At 67.0% G+C, this 22,136-nt stretch carries 17 protein-coding genes and 1 pseudogene; 12 read left to right on the top strand and 6 right to left on the bottom strand.

What is annotated here, in order from left to right:
* Window positions 1–11: 11 nt before the first annotated feature.
* The 4 genes from G3N64_RS12005 to G3N64_RS11990 all read left to right on the top strand — a co-directional run bounded on the left by G3N64_RS12005 (window position 12) and on the right by G3N64_RS11990 (window position 4,405).
* Complete coding sequence (locus tag G3N64_RS12005; RefSeq protein WP_205784150.1) at window positions 12–329, top strand: high-potential iron-sulfur protein; 318 nt, start codon at window positions 12–14, stop codon at window positions 327–329.
* Window positions 330–574: 245 nt separating this feature from the next.
* Window positions 575–1,489 carry a LysR substrate-binding domain-containing protein gene (locus tag G3N64_RS12000; protein WP_205784149.1) on the top strand — a complete coding sequence of 305 codons (915 nt, stop codon included), beginning with the start codon at window positions 575–577 and terminating at the stop codon, window positions 1,487–1,489.
* 184 nt (window positions 1,490–1,673) lie between these two features.
* Window positions 1,674–2,948, top strand: coding sequence for a dicarboxylate/amino acid:cation symporter (locus G3N64_RS11995; protein ID WP_205784148.1), 1,275 nt, complete (start codon window positions 1,674–1,676; stop codon window positions 2,946–2,948).
* Window positions 2,948–4,405: an amino acid racemase gene (locus G3N64_RS11990; protein WP_205784158.1), complete on the top strand. Its 1,458-nt coding sequence runs from the start codon at window positions 2,948–2,950 to the stop codon at window positions 4,403–4,405. The genes G3N64_RS11995 and G3N64_RS11990 overlap by 1 nt, the downstream gene beginning before the upstream one ends.
* A gap of 68 nt (window positions 4,406–4,473) precedes the next feature.
* Here G3N64_RS11990 and G3N64_RS11985 read toward each other — a convergent pair whose 3' ends face one another.
* The 3 genes from G3N64_RS11985 to G3N64_RS11975 are packed head-to-tail and all read right to left on the bottom strand — an operon-like array spanning window position 4,474 to window position 6,069.
* Window positions 4,474–4,890, bottom strand: coding sequence for a hypothetical protein (locus G3N64_RS11985; protein WP_205784147.1), 417 nt, complete (start codon window positions 4,888–4,890; stop codon window positions 4,474–4,476).
* Window positions 4,891–4,906: 16 nt separating this feature from the next.
* Entirely contained in the window at window positions 4,907–5,650 is a 744-nt protein-coding gene (locus G3N64_RS11980) for an SDR family oxidoreductase (protein ID WP_205784146.1), read from the bottom strand.
* A gap of 11 nt (window positions 5,651–5,661) precedes the next feature.
* Entirely contained in the window at window positions 5,662–6,069 is a 408-nt protein-coding gene (locus G3N64_RS11975; RefSeq protein ID WP_205784145.1) for a DoxX family protein, read from the bottom strand.
* A 105-nt stretch (window positions 6,070–6,174) separates the two neighbouring features.
* Between G3N64_RS11975 and G3N64_RS11970 the strand changes: the two genes are divergently transcribed.
* The 3 genes and pseudogenes from G3N64_RS11970 to G3N64_RS11960 form a co-directional block, all read left to right on the top strand.
* Window positions 6,175–6,552 (top strand): helix-turn-helix domain-containing protein, encoded by a 378-nt coding sequence (locus tag G3N64_RS11970; protein WP_205784144.1) that lies wholly within the window; start codon window positions 6,175–6,177, stop codon window positions 6,550–6,552.
* Window positions 6,553–6,743: 191 nt separating this feature from the next.
* Window positions 6,744–12,647 (top strand): excinuclease ABC subunit UvrA, encoded by a 5,904-nt coding sequence (gene uvrA / locus G3N64_RS11965; protein ID WP_205784143.1) that lies wholly within the window; start codon window positions 6,744–6,746, stop codon window positions 12,645–12,647.
* Window positions 12,648–13,134: 487 nt separating this feature from the next.
* Window positions 13,135–13,260: pseudogene (locus G3N64_RS11960) on the top strand (GyrI-like domain-containing protein); the annotation flags it as partial.
* A 130-nt stretch (window positions 13,261–13,390) separates the two neighbouring features.
* On the opposite strand, the gene G3N64_RS11955 reads toward G3N64_RS11960, so the two are convergent.
* On the bottom strand, window positions 13,391–14,320 hold the full coding sequence (locus G3N64_RS11955) for a LysR substrate-binding domain-containing protein (protein ID WP_205784142.1): 930 nt from the start codon (window positions 14,318–14,320) through the stop codon (window positions 13,391–13,393).
* 112 nt (window positions 14,321–14,432) lie between these two features.
* On the opposite strand from G3N64_RS11955, the gene G3N64_RS11950 reads away from it, so the two are divergent.
* From G3N64_RS11950 to G3N64_RS11935, 4 genes are all read left to right on the top strand, one after another.
* Window positions 14,433–15,605, top strand: a complete 1,173-nt coding sequence (locus G3N64_RS11950) for an acyl-CoA dehydrogenase family protein (protein WP_205784141.1) — start codon at window positions 14,433–14,435, stop codon at window positions 15,603–15,605.
* 89 nt (window positions 15,606–15,694) lie between these two features.
* Entirely contained in the window at window positions 15,695–16,552 is an 858-nt protein-coding gene (locus G3N64_RS11945) for a MaoC family dehydratase N-terminal domain-containing protein (RefSeq protein ID WP_205784140.1), read from the top strand.
* A gap of 10 nt (window positions 16,553–16,562) precedes the next feature.
* Window positions 16,563–17,753, top strand: coding sequence for a CaiB/BaiF CoA-transferase family protein (locus tag G3N64_RS11940; RefSeq protein ID WP_205784139.1), 1,191 nt, complete (start codon window positions 16,563–16,565; stop codon window positions 17,751–17,753).
* 3 nt (window positions 17,754–17,756) lie between these two features.
* Window positions 17,757–18,608, top strand: a complete 852-nt coding sequence (locus tag G3N64_RS11935) for a CoA ester lyase (protein ID WP_205784138.1) — start codon at window positions 17,757–17,759, stop codon at window positions 18,606–18,608.
* A 118-nt stretch (window positions 18,609–18,726) separates the two neighbouring features.
* On the opposite strand, the gene G3N64_RS11930 is transcribed toward G3N64_RS11935, so the two are convergent.
* Window positions 18,727–19,461, bottom strand: coding sequence for an ABC transporter substrate-binding protein (locus G3N64_RS11930; RefSeq protein ID WP_205784137.1), 735 nt, complete (start codon window positions 19,459–19,461; stop codon window positions 18,727–18,729).
* 485 nt (window positions 19,462–19,946) lie between these two features.
* On the opposite strand from G3N64_RS11930, the gene G3N64_RS11925 reads away from it, so the two are divergent.
* A complete protein-coding gene (locus tag G3N64_RS11925) occupies window positions 19,947–20,870 on the top strand; it encodes a LysR substrate-binding domain-containing protein (RefSeq protein ID WP_205784136.1) in 924 nt (307 codons plus the stop codon).
* A 224-nt stretch (window positions 20,871–21,094) separates the two neighbouring features.
* Here G3N64_RS11925 and G3N64_RS11920 read toward each other — a convergent pair whose 3' ends face one another.
* Window positions 21,095–22,114, bottom strand: a complete 1,020-nt coding sequence (locus G3N64_RS11920) for a hypothetical protein (RefSeq protein WP_205784135.1) — start codon at window positions 22,112–22,114, stop codon at window positions 21,095–21,097.
* Window positions 22,115–22,136: the final 22 nt, after the last annotated feature.

Here is a 22,136-nt window from a genome sequence, read left to right as displayed (position 1 = left end):
AGGAGGGCGCCATGAAGTTTTCACGCCGACGTTTTATCACAACCACCACCGTTCTGGCATCCGCACTGGCCTTGGGACGCCGCGCGGCGGCGGAGGCCGCTACTGGTGCCGTGCAGGAATCCGATGCAAACGCCCAGGCGCTCGGCTACAAGACGGATGCCAGCCGGGTCGACCATGCGAAGTTCCCGAAATTCCAGGCGGGTGAGACCTGCGCGAACTGCCAGTTCTTCCAGGGCAAGGCCGGCGCCGCGATGGCGCCGTGCGCCATTTTCGGCGGCAAGCAGGTCAATGCAAAAGGCTGGTGTAGCGCCTATTCGAAAAAGGCGTAGCACGGTAGGGACGGCGTGGCGGCCGTGCTGCCGAATCGTCGTGGTCGACGGGGGGCGTCGGCGAACATCGTTCCGTCGACGACGATGCCGCGGGCGACATTCGGATCGGCCATCGGCGCCGTGGCGACGGCCAACGCGATGCGCGGGAGCGAGCACCTACAATGTGAGCGTCCGCCGGCCTGCGCGTCACCCGGAATGCCTGGGTGACGCACCGGCCGATCCACTCGCGACCCTCCAAGGCCAACATGGAAATCAAATGGATCGAGGATTTCCTCGCGCTCGCTCAATATCAAAGCTTTTCCCGTGCGGCTGAATTTCGCAACGTCACGCAATCGGGCTTCAGCCGTCGCATTCAGTCGCTCGAGCAGTGGATCGGCGCGGAACTGATCGACCGCAGCAGTTTTCCGCCGGTGCTGACGCCCGCGGGGCGCCTGTTCCGCGAGACGGCCGAAGACGTGCTCAGCCGCCTGTTCGACACGCGAGCCATCATCCGCACCGAGCAGCGGATCGCCGGCAAGAGCCTGCAGATCGCCGCGGGCCACACGATCGCGCTGAGTTTCCTGCCTGCGTGGCTCAAGGCGCTCGCGCCGCATTTCGGCGAAGTGCGGGCGCGCGTCATTCCGACCAACGTCCACGACTCGATCCTGATGCTCGTCAACGGCAACTGCGAGCTCATGTTCGCCTATTACCATCCGGAGTTGCCGCTGCATCTCGACCCCGCGAAGTACGAACACCTGACCGTGGGCCTCGACACGTTGATGCCGGCATGCCGGCCGGACCGGCGCTCGGCGCCCGCGTTTCGCCTTCCCGGAACGAAGCAGCGTCCGCTGCCGCTGATTTCGTATACGGAAACCAGCTATTTCGGCCGGTGTCTCGCGCTGCTGCTCGGCCGTGCGCCGGCCGCGCCGGCCTTGCAGTTGCACTACGAGTCCGACATGGCCGAAGTGCTGAAAAAGCTCGTGATGGAAGGCGAGGGTGTCGCCTGGCTGCCCCGGAGCGCGATCGCCGCCGAGCTCGCGGCCGGCGAACTCGTGCCGGCGGGGCCGGCGGCGTGGAACCTGGAAGTCGAGTTGCGCGTGTATCGCGACGGGTCCAATCGCAGCGAATTCCTCGACACGCTCTGGCAGCATTTGCGCGAGGCGCCTTCCCGGCTCGGTTGAGACAGGGTTTTCCCGCCTTATGCGGTATTCGCATACCGCCATGTTGTACCGGCATCACGGCTTTTTTGACCGTCCCTACCATTCGTTCCAACGGCAATTGCGACGCGTGACCGGCGTCGCGCGGCCTTCTTCGCAGCGCTCGCCCGCCAGCCGGCGGCCGGGTGTCACCCACGGACGGATGGACATGAAAAATCGCCTTACCCTGAGCATTGCAATCGGCATGATCCTCGGTGTCGTCGCCGGTTACGCGTGCCACACGAACATAGCGGACCCGGCCACGCTCAAAGCGGTCGCCGGTTATTTCTCGATCGTCACCGACATCTTCCTGCGCCTGATCAAGATGATCATTGCGCCGCTGGTGTTCGTGACGCTCGTGTCCGGCCTGGCCGGCATGGACGGCGGCGAGGACGTCGGGCGCATCGGTGCGCGTTCGATCGGCTGGTTCGTCTGCGCGTCGCTGATTTCGTTGAGCCTCGGCCTCGTGATGGCCAATGCGCTGCAGCCGGGCGCCGGCCTGCACCTCACGGAAACCGCCGGCGAGGTGAACACCGGGCTGAATACCGCCGCACTGAACGCCCGGGACGTGATCACGCATGCGTTCCCGACCAGCCTGCTCGACGCGATGGCGCGCAACGACATCCTGCAGATCCTGGTGTTCTCGGTCTTTCTCGGCGTCGCGCTGAGTGCGCTGAAGCACGACAAGCGGGTCGGCGTCGTGATCCAGTCGATCGAAGGGATGGTGCCGGTGATGCTGCGCCTGACGAACTACGTGATGCGCGCGGCGCCGCTGGGCGTATTCGGTGCGATCGCTTCGTCGGTCACGCTGCGCGGGCTCGACGTGATCTACACGTATGGAAGGCTGATCGGCGCGTTCTATCTCGGCTTGCTCGTGCTCTGGATGATCCTGGTCGGTGTCGGCTACGTGTTTCTCGGGCGGCGCGTCGGGAGCCTGCTGAAGGCCATGCGCGAACCCGCGCTGATCGCGTTCTCGACCGCGAGCAGCGAGGCCGCCTATCCGCGCCTGGCCGAGCAGCTCGAGAAGTTCGGCGTCGACAAGAAGGTCGTGGGCTTCACGCTGCCGCTGGGTTACGCGTTCAACCTCGACGGTTCGATGATGTATCAGGCGTTTGCCGCCATCTTCATCGCACAGGCGTTCGGCGTGCACATGCCGCTGTCGCAGCAGGTCTTCATGTTGCTGGTGCTGATGTTGAGCAGCAAGGGCATGGCAGGCGTGCCGCGCGGCTCGGTGGTGGTGGTCGCGGCGGTTGCGCCGATGTTCCATCTGCCGGCGGCCGGCGTCGCGATGGTCCTGGCGATCGACCAGATTCTCGACATGGGCCGCACGATGACGAACGTGATCGGCAACAGCGTGGCGACCGCGGTGATCGCGAAATGGGAAAACCGGCGTGCCGCGAAGCCGCAAGACGCCGTGTTCGACCAGCCGGAGCTGAACGCATGATGCGCACCGAGAGCGTGAAGGCCCGGCAGAAATTCGGTGTGGTCGGCGGCCTCGGGCCGCTGGGGAGTGCCGATGTGTTCTTCAAGATGGTGAAGGCGACGCCTGCGTCGTCCGACGAGGAACACGTCGAGATGGTCTTCGAGCAGTATCCGTTCAAGGGTTCGGGGTCGGGCAGTGCGGCGACCATCGAACGCAAGCTGTACGTGTTCGACATGATCCGGTCGTTCGAGCAGCGCGGCGTGACGACGGTCGTGCTGCCGTGTTTCCTGAGCCATACGTTCATCGACGAGCTGAAGGCGAATACGCGCCTGCCGATCGTGGATATCGTCGAAGCGGTGCGCAGCCACGTGCGGCGCAAGTATCCCGACGCGACGCGCATCGGCGTGCTGGCTTCCGACTACGTGCGGGACAAGCGACTCTTCGACGCGTATTTCGAGTCACCGCCATTCGAAGTCGTTTATCCGCGGGCGCACGAGGGTATCGACCTCGTGACGGAGGCCATCTACGGCCCGGACGGCATCAAGCGCGGCAATCTTCGCGGCCGGCCGGTCGAGTTGTTGCGCCGCGCATGCGAGGACCTGGCCGATCAGGGCGTGCAGGTCATCGTCCCGGGGCTGACCGAGATCGCGCTGGTCGCGGACGAAATCGGCCCGCAGCGCGTGCCGCTCGTGGATTCGAATCTGGCGTACGCGCAGTATGCGGTGACCGGGGCGCCGGGCTCGCGTGCGGCGACGTTCAAGATCGGCGTGGTCGGCGGGGTGGGCCCGGCCGCGACGGTCGATTTCCTGGACAAGATCGTGCGCAATACGCCGGCGTCGCGCGACCAGGACCATATCAAGCTGCTGGTCGAACAGAATCCGCAGATTCCGGACCGAACCGAGAACCTGGTGGGCGCCGGCGCGGATCCGACGATCTCCCTGTACGCGACCTGCAAGAAGCTCGAGGACGGCGATGCCGACGTCATCGCGATCCCGTGCAACACCGCGCATGCGTTCGTCGAGCGGATCCAGCCTTACCTCGGCATTCCGATCGTCAACATGCTGACCGTCACGGTCGCCTATCTGCGCGACACCTATCCGGCGCTGCGGGAGGTCGGCGTGCTGGCGACGTCCGGCACGATCGAAAGCGGGGTCTATCAAAGGGCGCTGGAATCGCAAGGGCTCCGGCAGGTGGCGCCCGGGCCGGCGTTGCAGGCGCGCGTGATGGAAGCGATCTACGGCAAGCAGGGCGTCAAGGCTGGCTTCACGACCGGACAATGCGAGGACGATATCGGTGCGGCCGTCGAGGCGTTGATTGCCGACGGTGTGAGCGTGATCGTGCTTGGATGCACCGAGCTGCCGATCCTGCTGCCGGGCGGCGAATATGTCGCGCGGGACGGGCGCCGGGCGACGCTCGTCGATCCGACCGAGGTGCTTGCACGCGCGTGCATTGCCTGTGCGACGGCGGGCGGCGGCTGATTCGGTTCCTGTTTGGGGCGAACGTCGATGACGTGGCCGAGGCGCTGTTCGTGCACCTCGGCACGTGGTCAGGTTCTGCCAGCGTCGCCGGCGCCCGGCCGGGCCGCGCGCGTGATGAACGGGTATCCCGATGCGGGCGCCGCGGCGTCATCCTTGTACGAGGAAAAAGCGTAGTTCAGCAACTGCGCCGCCCCCGATATTCTTGCGGCCGCAGTGGGCGCGCCGAGGACTACCGCGAACACGCGGCGCTTCATCGCCGGGGCTTGCTGCGGCCGGCTCGCGGTCGCGACGATGCAATAGCCGGCGGCCGCGGTGTGCCCAGTCTTCAGGCCGTCCACGGACGGATCCATGCCCAGCAGCCAGTTCTTGTTGCGTTTTTCGAATTTTCCGTACGCGACGTGGCGTACGCGATGCCGTGTCGGCATCGCGTGATGCGTGTGCGGCATACGGCCGGAAAGCGTGGGCCGTATGTCGTCGTGATGCATACCCGCCGAGCGTCGTTCAGCGTGCGCTGTCGATGATCGAACCGCCGTCTGGCGTGAGGCTGTAGCCCGTCAGGAACTGAGCGTCCTTGCTGGCGAGGAACAGGACGACCGGCGCGATGTCGTCGTCGGGTGTGCCGAATCGACCCAGCGGGTTGGTCGGCGGCGGCACGTCGGCACGCTCGCCCCACGTTTGCGCCAACGGCAGCACATTGTTGACCGTGATCCCGTCGGCCGCCCATTCACGTGCGGCGGTTCTCGTCAGCGCGCGCACGGCTTCCTTCGCCATGTTGTACGGACCGTACCCTGCGAGGCCCATGACGCCGGCCATCGAACCGAAGTTGATCACGCGGCCAGCGCCGCTCGCTTTCAGGTGCGGGTAGGCCGCCTGCATCATCCGCAGGTACGCGATGGGCCCGAGATCGAAGTTGCGTTGCAGTTGCTCCACCGACAAATCGGCGATCGACGAAAACGGCGCGGACGGATCGAACGCATTGTTCACGAGGATGTCGATGCCGCCGCAGGTCGTGGCGACCTTGTCGACGGCCGCGTTGATCTGGTCGGCGCTGCCGAGATCGCAAGGGATGCCGAGCGCATGGCCGCCGGCGGCCTCGATGTCGGCCACGACCGAATCGACGTTGGCAGGCGTGAGCGACATGACCGCCACCGTTGCGCCTTCGGCAGCGAACCGTTTTGCGGTGGCGCGTCCGATTCCCCGGCCGGCGCCCGTGACGATGGCAATTTTCCCGCTGAGTCGGGCCATGATGTTCTCCTTTAACCGATGGTTGCGTGACGCATCGTCGCGACGATGCCGTACGGCGACGGGATGTCGCGCGCCGCGTTTTGCGTGATGAATGAAACGACGAGACAGACGAGGGCGATTGCCGCCGGCAGCGCGCCGCGTGGCTGGCGAACGCCTATGTGTGCCAGCGCGGAAAGCAGCAGGTGATAGAAGATGCCTGCGTACGCGAGATCACTGAGCGGCACGTAAGCACGCGTCAGGATGGCCGCCACGGCGGCGATTTTCACGACGGTCAGGAGCGGCACGAGATACGCGGGATAGCCTAACCCGACGAGGGTTGTGCGGATCAGATCCCGCTTGACGATGTAGAGCGTCGCGGACGCGAGGTAGAGCAGTGACAGCAATGCGGTGCTGATCCAGTAGGCAAGATTTGCAGCCATGGGTTGCGGTTTCCTGTGTTTCGTCGCTATCGACTTGGCGCAAGAATGTCGTCTAAGATGAATGCCCGCAAGTAGGATGATTTGCTGTCTGTTGGTATGGAAAAGATGACTAAAGACGCCGGCGAAGTGAACATGCACGACGAAATGCGGCGTGCATTCGCGCTGCTGTCCGGCAAGTGGAAGCTGGAGATCATGTGGCTGCTCAACCAGCACGTCTATCGTTTCGGAGAACTACGGAAGGCAATTCCGGGTATCACGCAGCACATGCTGACGGCTCAGTTGCGTGAGCTCGAAGCGGACGGCTTGATTGCCCGCACGGTGTTCGCGGAAGTGCCGCCGCGCGTCGAATACGAAATCACCGAAAAGGCGCGCGGCCTCGGGCCGACGATGGAGGCGCTGACGGCGTGGTGGAACGAGTACGGGCGAACCGTGCCGGCCAGGCCACCGGGGCGTGGACGCAAAGCCGGTCTCGGCAAGGCGTAGCCGGAGTGATCTGGCGCGTTTTCACGAATTCGCGCCGTTCATGGAAAACTGTATGAATATACAGTATAGTGTCCGTCGAAATCGAGCCGCACAGGTGCAACCTTCGCGGCCCGTGCGCCGCGCCTGCGGGCATCCGCCGCAGCGTTCCGGCACCGTGAAATCCGGCTAACTCATTCAGACGGGCAGGCAAATTGTCATCCAGCAATCTGATCCGCATTCGCGGAGCACGTCAGCACAACCTCAAGAATCTCGATCTCGACCTGCGCACCGGCGAGATGACGGTCGTCACCGGCCCGTCGGGCTCAGGCAAGTCGAGTCTCGTGTTCGACACGCTGTACGCGGAAGGCCAGCGGCGCTACGTCGAGACGTTCAGCGCGTACGCGCGGCAGTTCCTCGACCGGATGGACCGCCCGCAGGTCGAGCGTGTCGACGGCGTGCCGCCTGCGATCGCGATCGACCAGACCAACCCGGTGCGCAGTTCGCGTTCGACCGTCGGCACGATGACCGAGCTGAACGATCACCTGAAGCTGCTGTACGCGCGCGCGGCCGAGCTGTTCGACCGCAAGACCGCGCGGCAGGTGCGGCACGACACGCCGGAGACGATCTACGCGGATCTCGTCGCGCGCACGCAGGCGGACGATCCGCGCGTCGTCGTCACGTTCCCGGTCGAGCTGCCCGAAACGGTGTCCGACGAAGAAATCGCGCAGTGGCTGTCGGCGAGCGGCTACACGCGCGTGCAGGCGCAGCGCGAAGTCGCGTCGCCCACCGGGCCGCGCAAGATGCTCGACGTGGTGGCCGACCGCTTCCGCGTGCAGCAGGCCGACAAGGTGCGTGTCGTCGAGGCGATCGAGGCGTCGCTGAAGCGCGGCGGCGGGCGCGTGAACGTGTACGTGCTCGCGGCGGAGCCGGAAACCCCGGATGGCACGGCCGCCGAGCCGCAGGTATGGCGCTTCTCCACCGGGCTGCACGATCCCGACAGCGACCTGCGCTACGCGGAGCCGCAAGCGGCGCTGTTCTCGTTCAACTCGGCGTACGGCGCGTGCGAAACCTGCCGCGGCTTCGGCCGCGTGATCGGCGTCGATCTCGGCCTCGTGATCCCCGACGCGCGCAAGACGCTGCGCGGCGGCGCGATCAAGCCGATGCAGACACCCGCCTGGAAGGAATGCCAGGACGACCTGATGCGCTATGCGGCGAAAGCCGGCATCCCGCGCGACACGCCGTGGTCCGAGCTGTCGGACGCCGAGCGCGACTGGGTCGTCAACGGCTCGCCGGACTGGAACGGCAAGTGGCAGAGCCAGTGGTACGGCGTGAAGCGCTTCTTCGGCTATCTCGAATCGAAAGCGTACAAGATGCATATCCGCGTGCTGCTGTCGAAATACCGCAGCTACACGCCGTGCGACGTGTGCGGCGGCGCGCGCCTGAAGACGGAGTCGCTGCAATGGCGGCTCGGCTCGAAGGAGAACGCCGACGCGGTGCTCGCGCCCGCCGATCGCTTCCTGCCGCGCGGCGTCGACTGGTCGCGCGCGCAGCTCGAGGCGCTGCCGGGCCTGACCGTGCACGACCTGATGCTGTTGCCGATCGAGCGCATCCGCCGCTTCTTCGACGACATCACGCTGCCGAGCGCGCTGCTCGACGATGCGCTGAAGCTGCTGCTCGCCGAGGTGCGCACGCGCCTGAAATACCTGTGCGACGTCGGGCTCGGCTACCTGACGCTCGACCGGCAGAGCCGCACGCTGTCGGGCGGCGAGGTGCAGCGGATCAACCTGACCACGGCGCTCGGCACGTCGCTCACGAAAACCCTGTTCGTGCTCGACGAACCGAGCATCGGGCTGCATCCGCGCGATCTCACGCGGATCGTCGAGGCGATGCAGCGGCTGCGCGACGCGGGCAATACGCTGGTCGTGGTCGAACACGATCCGTCGGTGATGCTCGCGGCCGACCGGCTGATCGACATGGGCCCCGGCCCGGGCGAGCGCGGCGGCACGATCGTCTACGACGGCACGCCGGGCGATATCCGCTCCGCGCGCACGCTGACGGGCGAGTATCTCGGCGGCCGCAAGCATGTCGCGCATGCGTCGAACTGGGCGCGCCGCGTGGTCGACGCGAACACGCCGCGCATCGTGCTCGAAGGCGCGAGCGAACACAACCTGCGCGACGTGACGGTCGAGATCCCGCTGCAGCGGCTCGTCTGCGTGACGGGCGTGTCGGGGTCCGGCAAATCCACGCTGCTGCAGGATGTGCTCTATCCGGCGATGGCGCGGCACCACGGCAAGGCGACCGAGTCGCCGGGCGCGTTCCGCAATCTCACGGGCGCCGACCAGGTGGGCGACGTCGTGTTCGTCGACCAGTCGCCGATCGGCAAGACCACGCGTTCGAACCCGGCGAGCTACGTCGGCGCGTTCGACGAGATCCGCAAGCTGTTCGCGAAGGCGCCGCTCGCGCTGCAACGCGGCTACGGCGCCGGCACGTTCAGCTTCAACTCGGGCGACGGCCGGTGCCCGACCTGCGGCGGCTCGGGCTTCGAGCACATCGAGATGCAGTTCCTGAGCGACGTCTACCTGCGCTGCCCGGACTGCGACGGCAGCCGCTACCGTGCCGAGATCCTCGAAGTGCGCATCGAGCGCAACGGCCGCGCGCTGAGCATCGCCGACGTGCTCGATCTCACGGTGAGCGAAGCGGCCGCGTTCTTCGCGACCGACGCCGAGGTGCTGCGCGTGCTGCAGCCGATCGTCGACGTCGGCCTCGAATACGTGAAGCTCGGCCAGCCGGTGCCGACGCTGTCGGGCGGCGAAGCGCAGCGCCTGAAGCTGGCCGGTTTCCTCGCCGAATCGGCGGCGGCGGCCAACGGGCGCCGGGTCGCGACGGAAGAGGCGCGCATCGCGCGGGCGAAGCTGTTCATGTTCGACGAGCCGACCACCGGGCTGCACTTCGACGACATCGCGAAGCTGATGCAGGCGTTCGGCAAGCTGCTCGCGGCCGGCCATTCGCTGATCGTGATCGAGCACAACCTCGACGTGATCCGCGCGGCCGACTGGCTGATCGATCTCGGCCCGGAAGGCGGCGACGGCGGCGGTCTCGTGCTGTGCGCGGGCACGCCCGACGACGTGAAGGCCTGCGCCGCGTCGCATACGGGCGTGGCGCTGCTGCAGTACGACCGCGCGATGGATGCCGAGCTGGCGCTCGCCGACGAAGGCAAGCCGCTGCAGGCCGTGCTGAACGCGGCGCGCGAGCGGCGTGCGATCGAAGGCGAAGACGTCGTGCGGATCGTCAACGCGCGCGAGCACAACCTGAAGGCACTCGACGTCGACATCCCGCACGGCAAGTTCAACGTGATCACCGGCGTGTCGGGTTCCGGCAAGTCGACGCTCGCGTTCGACATCCTGTTCCACGAAGGCCAGCGCCGTTACCTCGAATCGCTGAACGCGTATGCGCGCTCGATCGTGCAGCCGGCCGGCCGCCCTGAAGTCGACGCGGTGTACGGCATTCCGCCGACGGTGGCGATCGAGCAGCGGCTGTCGCGCGGCGGGCGCAAGAGCACGGTCGCGACCACGTCCGAGGTCTGGCACTTCCTGCGGCTGCTGTACGTGAAGCTCGGCCTGCAGCATTGCATCCACGACGGCACGCCGGTCACGTCGCAATCCGTCGAATCGATCGCCGCGCAGTTGCTGCGCGATCATCGCGGCGAGCACGTCGGGCTGCTCGCGCCGCTCGTCGTCAACCGCAAGGGTGTGTATACCGATCTCGCGAAGTGGGCGAAGGCGCGCGGCAGCACGCATCTGCGGGTCGACGGCGAGTTCGTGCCGGTCGATCCGTGGCCGAAGCTCGACCGTTTCCGCGAGCACACGATCGAGCTGCCGGTGGCCGATATCGTCGTATCGCCGGACAACGAGGCCGAACTGCGGCGCGTGCTCGACGAGACGCTCGAACTCGGCAAGGGCGTGATGCATCTGCTCGCGCCGCTCGACGGGCTGCACGACGCGATGCAGAACGGTCATTCGACCGCGCGCGTCGGCACGGTCAAGGTGCTGTCGGTCAAGCGCGCGTGCCCGGTATGCGGCACGAGCTACCCGGAGCTGGACCCGCGGATGTTCTCGTACAACAGCAAGCATGGCTGGTGCACGACCTGCGTCGGCACCGGCGTCACGCTCACGCGCGAACAGCGCGCCGCGTACGACGACACGGTGCTCGCCGGGGACGATCGCGGCCGCGAGCAGACGCTGCCTTCCGACGAGCAGGAACCGGAAGGCGTCGGCAACGAGCCGTGCCCGGATTGCGGCGGCACGCGGCTGAACCCGTCCGCGCGCGCGGTCACGTTCGACGCGCATCCGATCGTCGAGGTCGCGCAATGGACGGTGTCCGACACGCGGCGCTGGATCGACGGGCTGGAACTGACGGGGCGCGACGCGCAGATCGCGCGCGACATCGTCAGCGAGATCGGCAGCCGCCTCGCGTTTCTCGAGGAAGTCGGGCTCGGCTACCTGAGCCTCGATCGCGCGGCGCCGAGCCTGTCGGGCGGCGAAGCGCAGCGCATCCGGCTCGCCGCGCAGCTCGGCAGCAACCTGCAGGGCGTGTGCTACGTGCTCGACGAACCGACGATCGGCCTGCATCCGCGCGACAACCAGATCCTGCTGGACGCGCTGCGCAAGCTCGGCGACAAGGGCAATACGCTCGTCGTCGTCGAGCATGACGAGGACACGATCCGCCGTGCCGATCACATCATCGACGTCGGCCCGGGCGCGGGCAAGCGCGGTGGCACGCTGGTCGCGCAGGGCGCGGTTGCGGATCTGGCCGCGCAGTCCGATTCGGTGACGGGGCGCCTGCTCGCGCAGCCGATGACGCACCCGCTGCAGCCGCGCCGCAGCGTGAGCCTGCCGGGCAAGAAGGGCGGCGCCGCGGTGCCGGACGCCTGGCTGACCGTGCATGGCGCACGGCTGCACAACCTGCGCGACGTCACGGTCGGCATTCCGCTCGCGCGGCTCGTCGCGGTCACGGGCGTGAGCGGCTCGGGCAAATCGACGCTCGCGCGCGACGTGCTGATGACGAACCTGCTCGATGCGGTCGGCCGCCCGGTGCTGTTGTCGGCGGCCACGCGGCGCGCACGCAAGGCCGCGCAGCAGGACGCGCCGGCCGCCAACCGCCGCTCGAGCGTGCTCGCGCGCAGCGCGCCGCGGCCGTCGCTGAACGTCACGCATGCGTGGCAGGGCTGCGAGTCGCTGAGCGGCTGGGAGCAGATCGATCGCGTGCTCGAAGTCGACCAGACGCCGATCGGCAAGACGCCGCGCTCGTGCCCGGCCACCTATATCGGCGTGTGGGACACGATCCGCAAGCTGTTCGCCGATACGCTGGAGGCGCGTGCGCGCGGCTACACGGCGTCGCGTTTCTCGTTCAATACCGGCGACGGGCGCTGCCCCGCCTGCGAAGGGCAAGGCGTGCGCACGATCGGGATGAGTTTCCTGCCCGACGTGAAGGTGCCGTGCGACGTGTGCCACGGGCAGCGCTTCAACCCGGAGACGCTCGCCGTCACGTGGCGCGGCCGGAACATCGGCGACGTGCTGACGATGGAGATCGACGAGGCCGTGGCGTTCTTCGCGCCGATCTCGAACATCGCGCATCCGCTTCAGCTGATGAAGGACGTCGGCCTCGGCTACCTGACGCTCGGCCAGCCGTCGCCCACGCTGTCGGGCGGCGAGGCGCAGCGCATCAAGCTCGTCACCGAGCTGACGAAGGTGCGCGACGACATCACGCGGCGCGGCCAGAAAGCGCCGCACACGCTGTATGTGCTCGACGAACCGACGGTCGGCCTGCACATGGCGGACGTCGCGAAGCTGATCCGCGTGCTGCATCGGCTCGTCGATGCGGGGCACAGCGTCGTCGTGATCGAGCATGACCTCGATGTGATCGCGGAAGCCGACTGGATCATCGATCTCGGGCCGGAAGGTGGCGTGGGCGGCGGCACGATCGTCGCGGCGGCGGCGCCGGAAGCGCTCGTGCAGGTGAGCGCGAGCCACACCGGGCAGGCGCTCCGGCCCGTGCTGGCGCGAACGGGTGCGGACGAGGGGGAAGCCGAGCGCGAGGGAGAAGCGCGGGTAGGGTGAACGCCACGGTGCGTATCGACGGCCCCGGTGTCGGGTGATCGTCCTCCCCGGCCACAAAGACATGGCCGGGGAGGGCGACGAGATCCGGCTCATACATCCTGTACCGACAGGTGTTTTCCCGGGTATGCGATTTCGACGCCCTACTGGCGTCACGGGGCACGCAAGCCGTCCCGGGGCGGCAGGTCAAAACGGCGAGTGATCCGAGCGGCATCGCGCGTCGTCGTTCACCGTGCGCACCACACGCCTGCGTCAGCAACCGTCGATCGTGCGGCAAGCTCATGCCGCCGCGATTACCGGTGCGGCCGCAGCATGCGTGTCGGCAGCGTTTTCCTCCTGCTTCGGGAAAAACCGCAAAATCTGCAAACCCGCCGACCCTACATGGCGCCTCCAGGAGCCCGCCATTGAAACCCCGAACCCTTACCCAATACGCCCGGCGCATGGAGCCCGTCCTGCGCTGGCTGGCAAGCCACCCCGACGCCGGGCCGGATCTGTATGGCTGCCCGCGAGCGGCATGGTGCCGGCCGACTTCCCGATGTTCGAGCAGGACCTGAACGACCCGCGCAGCACGCCGCCCGCACAGTGGCAGACGCGCATCTGCTTGCCGTTGAAGTAAGCGCCGCGCGGCCCGGCGGATACACGCCGGGGCCTCGCAGCAACGGCCTGCCCCGGCCGGGTTTGCCCGCCGCGGCAGGCTGCGATCGCCCTGGCTAGCGCCCGTTCGCGCCTACGGGACGGTTCACCCCCTAGCCCAGCCAGCGCGCATCGGGCCAGTCGCCCTGGTCGAACGTAGCCTTCACGCAGTCGAGCAGCACGCCGACCACGCAGCGCACCGGCGCCGTGGCCTGCCGGCTGCTGGGCGCCGCGAGCACGATCGTGCGCCTGACGCCCGGCGACGCGAGCGGCGCCGCGGTCAGGCTACCGCGCTCCACCTCCTGCGTCACGCCGACAGCCGGCAGGATCGTCCAGCCGTGGCCTTGCGCGACCAGTTCCTTCTGCACGCTCAGCGCGTTGGTTTCGGCGAAGACCTGCAACGTCACGCCCGCCTCGGCCGCCGCGTGCTCGATTGCGGCGCGCAGGCCCTGTGGTGCAGAAGGCAGGATGAACGGCTCGCACGCGACCCGCTCGAGCGACACCGGCCGCTTGTGCGACAGCCCGACGGACGGCGCGGCGACGACCCACAGGCTTTCCTCGATCAACGCCTTGACATGCAGCGCGGGCGTCTCCTTCTGCCCGTACAGCAGCGCCGCATCGACATCCCCCGCTTCGAGCCAGTCCTGCAGGTGGCCCGCGTAGCCGATCGTGAGCCGCAGGCGGATGTGCGGATAGCGCCGCGCCACCTCGCCCGCCAGCCGCGTGGCCAGCAGATCCGACGTGCTGGCCAGCAGCCCGATGCTCACGATGCCCGCCACCGGCCCCTCGGTCGGCTGGATCTCGGCCTTGGCCCGCGCCACCTCGTTGAGGATGCGGCGCGCGTATTCGAGCATCGTCTTGCCCGACGGCGTGAGCTGCATGCCGTGCCGGCTACGGTCGAACAGCTCCGTCCCCATGTCCTCCTCGAGCAGGCGCAGCTGGCGCGACACGGCCGGCTGCACGAGATTCAACAGGCTCGACGCACGGGTGACGTTGCCCGTTTCGGCCACGGTGACGAACGCGCGCAGTTGCTTGAGATCCATCGCGGATACCTCGATGCCAAAAACTGATCTATCGATCAGGAAATTCTATTGTTTAAGAAATCCATCAAAATCTATTATGGCTGCAACCCTAGCCGATGACGAAACACGATTCATGAGCGCCTCCGTTTTCTCCGCCCCCGACCAGTACCAGGCAATCCGCGATGCGGTACGCGGCCTGTGCAATCAGTTTCCGGCCGACTACCACCGCAAGATCGACGAGGCGCGCGGCTACCCCGAAGCGTTCGTCACGGCCCTCACGCAGGCCGGCTGGCTGGCCGCGCTGATTCCGCAGGAATACGGCGGCCCGGGGCTGTCGATGGCCGAGGCGTCGGTCATCATGGAAGAGATCAACCGCTCCGGCGGCAATTCGGGCGCGTGCCACGGCCAGATGTACGTGATGAACACCATCGTGTTCAGCGGCACCGAAGCGCAGAAACAGCGCTACCTGCCGCGCATCGCGGCGGGCGAACTGCGCGTGCAGTCGATGGGCGTGACCGAGCCCACCACCGGCAGCGACACCACCCAGCTCAAGACCACGGCCGTGAAGAAGGACGGCCGCTGGGTCATCAACGGCCAGAAGGTGTGGATCTCGCGCGTCCCGCATAGCGACCTGCTGATCCTCCTTGCGCGCACGACGCCGCTGGACCAGGTGCAGAAGAAGAGCGACGGGCTGTCGTGCTTCATCGTCGAGCTGGACAAGGCGATCGGCAACGGCCTGACGGTGCGTCCCATCCTCAACATGGTCAACCACGAGACCAACGAGCTGTTCTTCGACAACCTGGAGCTGCCGGAAGACGCGTTGCTCGGCACCGAAGGCAAGGGGCTGAAGGTGATCTTCGACGGCCTGAACGCCGAGCGCACGCTGATCGCGGCCGAGTGCATCGGCGACGGCTACTGGTTCCTCGAGAAGGCCCGCGACTACGCGAGCGAGCGCACGGTGTTCGGCCGCCCGATCGGGCAGAACCAGGGTATCCAGTTCCCGCTGGCCGAATCGTTCATCGAGCTGGAGGCCGCGAACCTGATGCGCTGGCGCGCCTGCGAGAAGATCGATGCGCGCCAGAACGCCGGCGTCGAGGCCAACATGGCCAAGTACCTGGCCGCGAAGGCAAGCTGGGAAGCGGCCAATGCGTGCCTGCAGACGCACGGCGGCTTCGGCTTCGCCTGCGAATACGACGTGGAGCGCAAGTTCCGCGAAACGCGCCTGTACCAGGTCGCACCGATTTCCACCAACATGATCCTCGGGCATGTGGCCGAGCACGTGCTGCAGCTCCCCCGTTCCTACTGATTCCCGATGCGATCGTGTTCGGGCCGGCCAACGTACCGTGACGGTGCCGGCGGCCTCTGCGACGCATCCATCATCGAGCACGAAACGACATGAGTCTCGAGCCTCCCGAATCCTTCGACGCGTGGATTGGTCGCAGCGAAAGCCGTGCGGACCGGATTACCCAGGCCCCCGTCCGTCTGCTGCGGGCGACACTGGACTACGCGAACCCCTCCGAATTACCCGCGACGCTACCGCCGCTTTGGCACTGGCTGTACTTCCTGCCGGGCGAGCGACAGTCGAACATCGGCGTCGACGGTCACCCGCAGCGCGGCGGCTTCCTGCCGCCCGTCACGCTGCCGCGCCGCATGTGGGCCGGCGGACGGCTGCAGTTCCTGCGTCCGCTGGCTATCGACGCGCCCGTGCAACGCCGGTCAACGATCCTCAGCGTGCAGAGTAAATCCGGCCGAAGCGGCCGGCTGGTTTTCGTCGCCGTGCTGCACGAGACGAACGACGCCGAGGGTGTGGCCATCCGCGAAGAACAGGACATCGTGTATCGCGATGCGCCGCCTTCCACCGCGGCTGGCACACCGGCACCCCAGCCGGCATCGGCACCGACCGACGAACAGTATTCGCGCGTCGTCACACCCGACCCGGTGCTGTTGATGCGCTTTTCCGCACTGACGTTCAACGGTCACCGGATTCACTATGACCGGCCCTACGCGATGCAGGAAGAAGGCTATCCGGGCCTGGTGGTGCACGGCCCGCTGATCGCGATGCTGCTGATGGAGGAACTGCGCCGCACGCACCCTGACAAGACCATTCGCCGCTTCGAGTTCAAGGCCGTCAGTCCGTTGTTCGACACTGCGCCGTTCACGGTGAACGGAAAACTCGAAGGTCATGCCGCCTGCCTGTGGGCGCGCGGCCCGCAAGGACAGCTGGCCATGCAGGCCAGCGCTGAACTGGAATAACGATCCGACCATGCAAGCTCGAAAAGGCCCCCTCAGCGGGATGACCGTCGTCACGCTCGAACACGCGATCGCCGCGCCGTTCTGCACGCGTCAGCTCGCCGACCTGGGCGCCCGCGTCATCAAGGTGGAACGGCCCGGCGTCGGCGATTTCGCGCGCGCCTACGATCACCGTACACGCGGTCTCGCCTCGCACTTCGTGTGGACCAACCGGTCGAAGGAAAGCCTCACGCTGGACCTGAAGCAACCCGCCGCGCAGGAAGTGCTGGGCGAGCTCGTGGCGCAGGCCGACGTGCTGGTGCAGAACCTCGCACCCGGCGCCGCCGCGCGTATGGGCCTGTCGTTCGACGTGTTGCACGCGAAGCACCCGGGGCTCATCGTCTGCGATATCTCCGGCTATGGCGCCGACGGTCCTTACCGCGACAAGAAAGCCTACGATCTGCTGATCCAGAGCGAGGCGGCGTTTTTGTCGATCACGGGCACGGCGGACGAGCCCAGCAAGGCGGGGACGTCGATCGCCGATATCGCGGCGGGCATGTATGCGTACACGGGCGTCCTCACCGCGCTGCTGCAGCGCGGCGTCACGGGCACGGGCTCGCACGTGGAAATTTCGATGCTCGAGGCGCTGGCCGAGTGGATGGGCTTCCCGATGTACTACGCGTACGACGGCCAGGAGCCGCCTGGCCGCAACGGCGCGGCACACGCGACCATCTACCCGTACGGTCCGTTCAAGGCCGGCGACGGCCGGGTCGTGATGCTCGGCCTGCAGAACGAGCGCGAATGGAAAGCGTTCTGCGACGTCGTGCTGCGCGCCCCGGCGCTCGCGACCGACCCGCGCTTCGATGCCAACGTGCGCCGTTCGGCGCATCGTGTCGAACTGAAGGTCGCGATCGAACACGCGTTCGCGTCGCTGACTGCGCAGGAGGTGATTGCGCGCCTGGACGAAGCGCAGATCGCCAACGCCGCCGTCAACCAGGTGGGCGACCTCTGGACGCATCCGCAACTGCAGGCGCGCCGGCGCTTTCGCACGGTCGATTCGCCGGCCGGCGACCTGCAAGCCTTGCTGCCGCCCGCAACGGTCGACAGCTTCGATGCCCGCATGGATCCGGTGCCCGCGCTGGGCGAGCACAGCACGGCGATCCTGCGCGAACTCGGGCGCACCGACGCCGAGATCGACCAATTGCGCGCCGCCGGCGTGATCTGAACCATGTCCACGATCCTCACGCCCGTACGGCACGCGCGCAGTCTCCTGTTCGTGCCGGCCACCCGCCCCGAGCGCTTTGCCAGGGCGCTCGATTCGGCCGCCGACTGCATCGTCATCGACCTCGAGGATGCCGTCTCCGTGGACAGCAAGGACAGTGCACGCGAGCAACTCGCGCAGCATCTTCCGCTGCTGACACCGGAGCAGCGCTCGCGCACCATCGTGCGGGTGAACGCGGCCGGCACGCCGTGGCACGACGCGGACCTCGCGCTTCTGAGCGCCTGGGCCGCGCAGGGCGTGGTGGCGATGCTGCCCAAGTCCGAAGACGCCGGTGCATTGCGCCGCGTTGCGGAACAGCTCGGCGACGACGCGTGCATCGTCGCGCTGATCGAATCGCTGGCCGGGCTCGATGCGGCCGATGCGCTGGCGCACGACCGGCAGGTCGTGCGCATCGCGTTTGGTCATCTCGATTTCCAGCTCGACCTCGGCATGCGCGCGACGCCTGACGAACCGGAACTGGCCTTTGCACGCAATGCGCTCGTGGCCGCATCGCGGCGCGCCCGGCTACCCGCGCCGATCGACGGCGTGACGACGTGTACCGATGACGCCGAGCGCCTGATGGCCGATGCCCGACGCGCCCGCGCGTTCGGTTTCGGCGGCAAGCTGTGCATCCACCCGGCCCAGGTTACCGGTGTGAACGACGCGATGGGTTATTCGGAACACGAGCAGGCGTGGGCGCGCCGTGTGATCGACGAAGCCGCAAGGCACGGCGGCGCAGTTTTCAGCCTGGACGGCCGCATGGTCGATCTCCCGGTGATCCGCGCGGCCGAAACGATCGTCGCCAGTCGGCGAGCGTGACCGCTGCGCGGCATGCCGCCAGAGAGCCGCCGTTGCAAAAGCATGTGCGGTATCCGGCGCCACCCGTCGCTTTGAAGAGGGGCTCGCCGAGATGCTTTTTACGTCCTGCCGCGTGCAATCACGCCTGCGGCGCGACGGATGCGCCGGTGATGCGATGCCGCCGCAGCGAATCCGCGACGAAGCCCGACGCCTTCATTTCCTCGACGAACGCATTCAGCGCCGCGGCGGCCGCTTCGCCGCGGCTCTTCGGTACCCCCATTGCCTGCCGGATCACCATGAACCGCTCGTCGAGCAGGCGCAGGCCGGGCGTTTTCGCCGCGTCGGCCTCGAGCTGCTGCTTCACGCCTGCGGCCACTTCCAGTTGCTGTTCGAGGAAGGTCTGCACGACGGCTTGCGACGTCGGCGCACGCACGATCTGCGCGGCCTTCAGTTCGCGCGTGAGGAACAGGTCATAGGCGCTGCCCTTGCCGACGGTCACGCGATTGCCGGGCTGGTCGACGTCCGCGTTCGTGCGGATCGGCGACGCATCGCGCACGAGATAGAACCCCTCGATCAGCACGTACGGCGCCGTGAACGCGACCGTCTCGCCGCGCAGCGGATCGACCGCGAAGAAACCGAAATCGGCACGCTCGTCGGTCAGCGCCTGCACCGATTTTCCGGCGGCGTCGAACACCACGAGCTCCAGCTCGGCCGACAGGCGTTCGGCGAACGCGCGCGCGAGATCGATCGACACGCCGAACGGTTCGCCCGTCGCCGGGTCGAGGTTCGCGAGGATCGGGTTGCCGAGATTGATCGACGCGCGCAGCTTGCCGGTCGGCGTGAACGCGGAGAGGACGGAGGGGGCGAGGGGCATGGAAGGCTCGTTCGGTCGTAGGGTCAGAGTTCGGGGTGCGTCGATGCGCGATGGTGTGTCGGCATCGAGCTTATCACCCGGCTTTCGTCATGACGCAGCGGCGAGCGGTTCAGGCCTGCCTGCATTGCCATCCCGGAGATGCGAGACATCTGCCTTCCGCCACTCGAGGCTTCCCGGGTATTCCGATAGCGTCCGCAAACAACCTTCAGATATTTGATTTCGAAACGATTCGTGAGGGCGGCGTGCCTGCGGCGACCGGAGGTGTCCCTGACGTAGTGTCGGGATTTCCCTAGGCTGACAAGGATCGCACGGCGTTATTAAATAAATCAACATGATTTATTTAATAACGCCGTGCGCCTATTCGAAAGCGAACTTCGTCGTCCCGAACGATCGATGTCGCATGCAACCCGCGGCTGTGGATGGTCGGACGCGTGCATCGAAGTTAGTTTGATGTCGGATTGTGCAAGCGTCTCTGGAAGCGTGAAATGGAAGCAAAGTGGCTTGAGGATTTCCTGAGTCTGGCCGACACGAAGAGTTTTTCGCGTGCGGCACGTACCCGGCACCTTACCCAGTCGGCATTCAGCAGACGAATTGCCGCACTCGAAACCTGGATGGACGCGAAGCTGGTCGACCGCAGCATCAATCCGGTCGCGCTGACGCCGGCCGGCCAGATGTTCCGCGGGCTCGCCGCGGACATCCTGCGCAGCATGTATGCGGCGCGCAATCTCGTGAACGGCTACGACCAGTTCGCGGCCAGCGACCAGGTCGTGCGTTTCGCGGTCGCCCATACGCTCGTGTTCACGCTGTTTCCCGAATGGCTCAAGCAGCTGAACGACGAGGTCGGTCACGTGACCACGCGCGTCAACGCGGTGAACGTGCCGGAAGGCGTGCAGCAGCTCGTCGAAGGCGAATGCGACCTGCTGCTCGGCTATCACCATCCGCAACTGCCGATCGTGCTCGATCCGAACCATTTCCCGTTCGTCACGCTCGGCGTCGAACGGATCCTGCCGGTGTCGACACCCGACGCGCGCGGCAAGCCGGTATTCGAACTGCCGGGCACGCTGGACGCGCCGCTACCGCTGCTCGCGTATTCGTCGGGCGCGTTCCTCGGCAACGTCGTCGAGATGCTGCTGCTGAACGCCACCAGGCCGTATGCGTTGCAGCGGTGCTTCGAGACGCACATGTCCGAGGCATTGAAGGGCATGGTCGTGGCCGGGCACGGGATCGGCTGGCTGCCGGAAAGTTGTATGACGAAAGAGTTGACCGACGGCAGCCTCGTGAGTGCAGGCGGCTTGTCCTGGGGCACGGAACTCGAAGTGCGCTTATATCGTTCGAGCCGCAAAGTCGGGGTGGCGGCAGAGGCGCTGTGGTCGCATCTCGTCCGGGGTTCGTCCCTGCCGGCCGGGTAGTCGGGCGAGTGAACACCGCCCGGTAAGCGAGTCGGCCGCCGGCGCAGGAACCAACGCCAGCCATCTTGCCGGCGACCTTACGGTACGACCGGCGTCAGGTACTGCTTCGTCGATACTGACTGGCTGCCAAAGCCGGAGCGCCTGCTCGAGATCCAAAGAGGCGTGAATGACCCGTGCACTCCCCGTGCAAATCGTGAATGCGTGCGCGGCTGGCCCGCACCGCGTCAGTGCGTGTCGAGCACTTCGAAGCGGTACGCGATTTCGGTCGGTGCGTCGGGATCCAGCGCGAGTGCGGTGGGCACGCCACGCGCGTTGATCGGATTCGATGCCAGTGACGTTGCGCAGCCGAGCTCGAACGCGCTCGCGACCGGTTCGACGCCGACGCACAGATTGCGGCCGTTCCATGGCGCGTACGTGCGGCCGCGGTTGCTGATCCACAGCAGCAGCGACGGCAGCGCGTCCGCGTCCCACGTGAGCCGGTAGCGCGTGCGTGCGTCGTCGTCGGTTAGCGTGACGGCGCCGTCGATGCCGCACAGCTGCACGATTTCCTCGGTCGCGTCGGCAAGCGGCAGGCGATCGAATGCGCCGGTGCCGCCGTCGGCGAGCGGCACGCGGTCGAGCGCTTCGAACATCGCGCCCGCGCGTGCGCGCGACACGCCAGGCTCAGGGCCCGCCGGGTGAACGATGCCGAACCGGAACGCGCCCGGCTCGATCCGGAACGCGCCCGCGAGCTCGGGCAACGCGAGATTGGGATGCAGGCCGGCCGGACGGCGGGCGGGGGCGCGCGCGTCGATCCGCAGCACGATGTCGAGCGCCGCGCGCGACGGATCCGCGCGGACGATGCGTGTGAGCCGCCTGATCGGCGAGTGCTCCGGGTAGTCGATCGCGATTTCTATCTCGAGCGCGGTCTGCTTCACGAGCGACCACGTGCCGACGCAGCCGTAGCCGTGCTGCAGGTCGTCGCTCGCGTCGTACGCGGCAATCGGCGTCGCGGCTGCTTCGCGCCAGCCGTCGGGCAGGCCGTCGGGGGCATACGGCACGCCGAACGGCACACACGGGAATTCGTTGCGCATCGCGCCGAGCAGGCCCGCCGGCTGCGGCTCCGGCCGGCCGAGCCACGGCGCTTCGTAGAACGGCTTGATCGTGCGGCCGTCGAGCGCGAACGAGACGCCGCCGAGCATGCCGCCTTTCGCGTAGACATCGAACGCGCCGTGCGTCCATTCGAGGTGCCAGATTGTTTCCATAGGGTCGTTGCGTGTGGTCGCG

The sequence above is a fragment of the Burkholderia sp. Ac-20344 genome, assembly GCF_017104975.1.
Lineage (GTDB): Bacteria > Pseudomonadota > Gammaproteobacteria > Burkholderiales > Burkholderiaceae > Burkholderia.
Note: the sequence above shows the minus strand (reverse complement) of the source record. Positions and strands in the feature narration are given on the sequence as shown.

Excerpts from the sequence above, each read along its gene's own strand:
- G3N64_RS11945 (WP_205784140.1), top strand. The coding sequence starts at position 15,695 with ATGAGTCTCGAGCCTCCCGAATCCTTCGACGCGTGGATTGGTCGCAGC.
- G3N64_RS11920 (WP_205784135.1), bottom strand. The coding sequence starts at position 22,114 with ATGGAAACAATCTGGCACCTCGAATGGACGCACGGCGCGTTCGATGTC.
- G3N64_RS11970 (WP_205784144.1), top strand. The coding sequence starts at position 6,175 with ATGACTAAAGACGCCGGCGAAGTGAACATGCACGACGAAATGCGGCGT.
- G3N64_RS11935 (WP_205784138.1), top strand. The coding sequence starts at position 17,757 with ATGTCCACGATCCTCACGCCCGTACGGCACGCGCGCAGTCTCCTGTTC.
- G3N64_RS11975 (WP_205784145.1), bottom strand. The coding sequence starts at position 6,069 with ATGGCTGCAAATCTTGCCTACTGGATCAGCACCGCATTGCTGTCACTG.
- G3N64_RS11955 (WP_205784142.1), bottom strand. The coding sequence starts at position 14,320 with ATGGATCTCAAGCAACTGCGCGCGTTCGTCACCGTGGCCGAAACGGGC.
- G3N64_RS11995 (WP_205784148.1), top strand. The coding sequence starts at position 1,674 with ATGAAAAATCGCCTTACCCTGAGCATTGCAATCGGCATGATCCTCGGT.
- G3N64_RS11985 (WP_205784147.1), bottom strand. The coding sequence starts at position 4,890 with ATGCATCACGACGACATACGGCCCACGCTTTCCGGCCGTATGCCGCAC.
- G3N64_RS11990 (WP_205784158.1), top strand. The coding sequence starts at position 2,948 with ATGCGCACCGAGAGCGTGAAGGCCCGGCAGAAATTCGGTGTGGTCGGC.
- G3N64_RS12000 (WP_205784149.1), top strand. The coding sequence starts at position 575 with ATGGAAATCAAATGGATCGAGGATTTCCTCGCGCTCGCTCAATATCAA.
- G3N64_RS11925 (WP_205784136.1), top strand. The coding sequence starts at position 19,947 with ATGGAAGCAAAGTGGCTTGAGGATTTCCTGAGTCTGGCCGACACGAAG.
- G3N64_RS11950 (WP_205784141.1), top strand. The coding sequence starts at position 14,433 with ATGAGCGCCTCCGTTTTCTCCGCCCCCGACCAGTACCAGGCAATCCGC.
- G3N64_RS11980 (WP_205784146.1), bottom strand. The coding sequence starts at position 5,650 with ATGGCCCGACTCAGCGGGAAAATTGCCATCGTCACGGGCGCCGGCCGG.
- G3N64_RS11930 (WP_205784137.1), bottom strand. The coding sequence starts at position 19,461 with ATGCCCCTCGCCCCCTCCGTCCTCTCCGCGTTCACGCCGACCGGCAAG.
- G3N64_RS12005 (WP_205784150.1), top strand. The coding sequence starts at position 12 with ATGAAGTTTTCACGCCGACGTTTTATCACAACCACCACCGTTCTGGCA.
- G3N64_RS11940 (WP_205784139.1), top strand. The coding sequence starts at position 16,563 with ATGCAAGCTCGAAAAGGCCCCCTCAGCGGGATGACCGTCGTCACGCTC.